Annotated in this window: 3 protein-coding genes; 2 read left to right on the top strand and 1 reads right to left on the bottom strand. The window is 70.1% G+C overall.

What is annotated here, in order from left to right; translation table 11 throughout:
• Positions 1-797 (top strand): ABC transporter permease (locus ACY45C_RS08325; protein ID WP_462187045.1); only part of this gene is annotated, 797 nt, incomplete at its 5' end.
• Positions 770-1,585, top strand: coding sequence for an ABC transporter ATP-binding protein (locus ACY45C_RS08330; protein WP_462187046.1), 816 nt, complete (start codon positions 770-772; stop codon positions 1,583-1,585). The genes ACY45C_RS08325 and ACY45C_RS08330, both read left to right, overlap by 28 nt.
• On the opposite strand, the gene ACY45C_RS08335 is transcribed toward ACY45C_RS08330, so the two are convergent.
• A complete protein-coding gene (locus ACY45C_RS08335) occupies positions 1,579-1,830 on the bottom strand; it encodes a hypothetical protein (RefSeq protein WP_462187047.1) in 252 nt (83 codons plus the stop codon). The genes ACY45C_RS08330 and ACY45C_RS08335 overlap by 7 nt on opposite strands.
• Positions 1,831-2,311 lie beyond the last annotated feature (481 nt).

Genomic DNA, 2,311 nt, shown 5'->3' on the forward strand with positions numbered 1-2,311 from the left:
CCGAGGCCGGGCCGCGCGGCACCGGCGGGCGCCGGTGGATTCCGCCGGAGGTCCGCCGGTTCACCGGTCCCGCGCTGTTGTTCGCCGCCTGGTGGACGGTCACGGGACTCGGCCTCGTCAGCGACCGGTCGTTGGCCTCCCCGGCCGCGGTGTTCGGCGCGGGACGGGAGCTGTGGAACAGCGGCGAGCTGCTGGACAGCCTCGGCATCTCGCTCTACCGGGGCGGGGTCGGCCTGATCCTCGGAGTCACCATCGGGCTGACTCTCGCGGTGATCGCCGGTTTCTTCCGCGCCGGCCAGGACGTCGTCGACTCCGCGATGAACTTCCTACGGACGATCCCCGTCATCGCGTTGCTGCCGCTCATCATCGTATGGATCGGCATCGGCGAGGAAGCAAAAATCTTCCTGATCACCGTGGGGGTCTCCTTCCCCATCTACATGAACACCTACTCCGCCATCCGCGGGGTCGACATCAAACTGGTGGAGGCCGGCCAGACCTTCGGCCTCGGCCGGTTCGGGCTCATCCGGCGGGTCATCGTTCCCGGCGCGCTCCCGGGCTTCCTCGTCGGTCTGCGCTGGGCCCTGGGAGTCGCCTGGCTGCTGCTGGTCTTCGCCGAGCAGGTCAACACCGACAAGGGCATCGGCTACCTGCTCAACAGCGCGCAGTCCTGGAACCGGACCGACATCATGGTCCTCTGCCTGGTCATCTACGGAATCCTGGGACTCGTCAGCGACGGAATGGTCCGTATCCTGGAAAGGACGCTGCTGTCATGGCGCCGCGGCTTCGACGGAACCTGAGCACCGACACCGACGACGCTCAGTACACCACCAGCGCTCAGCGCACCACCGAAACCGGCGAAACCCGCGGTGCCGACGGCGCCGCCATCCGGATCCGCGGCCTGCGTCGCACCTTCGGGGATCACACGGTCCTCGACGGCCTCGACCTCACGGTCGCCTCCGGGGAGTTCGTCGCTCTGCTGGGCCGCAGCGGGTCAGGGAAGAGCACGCTGATCCGCATCCTCGGCGGCTTCGACGGCGACATCTCCGGCGAGGTTCTGGCCACCCGGCAGCGTTCGGTCGTCTTCCAGGAGGCCCGGCTGCTTCCCTGGACACGGACCCTGGCCAACGTGACGATCGGTCTGTCCGGCCGTGACGTTGCCGAACGCGGACGGGCGGCGCTCGCGGAGGTCGGGCTGGCCGGGCGGGAACGGTCCTGGCCGGTGACCCTGTCCGGCGGTGAGGCACAGCGGGTCGCACTCGCCCGGGCGCTGGTCCGGGAGCCGGACCTCGTCATGCTCGACGAACCGTTCGGGGCCCTCGACGCCCTGACCCGGATCAGGATGCACGCCCTGCTCCAGCAGCTGTGCCGTCGTCACCGGCCGGCGGTGCTGTTCGTCACGCACGACGTTGACGAGGCGATCCTGCTCGCGGACCGGGTGCTCGTCCTCACCGAGGGACGGCTCTCCCTCGACGTTCCGGTCGATGTGGCGCCCCCTCGGCGACGGGCCGACCCCGCCTTCGACCGGCTGCGTTCCACGCTGCTGGCCGAGCTCGGTGTCGACGAACTCGCCGAAGGCGATCACTGACCCGCCGCCGTCGAGCGGGCGATCTCGGGTCCGGTGGTCTGCGCCAGCAACGGCATGGTCGACGCGATGACGGCGAGGGAGGCGACGAGTCCGGTGATGACGAGCAGGTAGTACCCGGCTCCGGGTGGATGGAGGGCCTCGTCGAGCTGCGCGCGCAGGAAGAGCTGGGCCGCCGTCTCCGCCGGATCCGGCGGAGACGGCGGCCGTGAGCATGAGCGGGGCGACCGTTTCCAGGATGACAACATGCCTCAGCACCGCGAGTGGCGCGCCGGCAAGGCGCAGGAGGCTGAACGGGCGTTTGCGGTCGGCCAGGCCGCTGGCGACGCTGACCGCCAAGCCACAACCGGCGATGGGCAGGCTGGTGAGAATCACGACGTCCGCCAGCCGCCGGTAACTGTCAAGATGCCACGAGCTCTGGGCGTCGGCCTCCGCGAAGGTCACGGGCGGAAACGTTCTCGGGTAGGCGATTCCGAGGATGGTACGGACCCGTTCGACCGCGGCCGTCGACCCGTCCGTGGCGACGACGATCTCCTCGAGGGGAAGCCGCTCCAACTCGGTGACGGACGTCCCGGCCGCCGGCCACGTGGTGTCGGCCATTGGCGAAGCCACGTCGACCACCGAGCCGCCCACGCGGAGCCGGATGGTCACGGCCTCGGCGCCGGCCGGGCAGCGACCGAGCGTCGGGACGCGGGCAAGCTGGGCACAGGAGACTAGGGCCTGTTTGGG

Source organism: Frankia sp. CcWB2, from assembly GCF_977927585.1.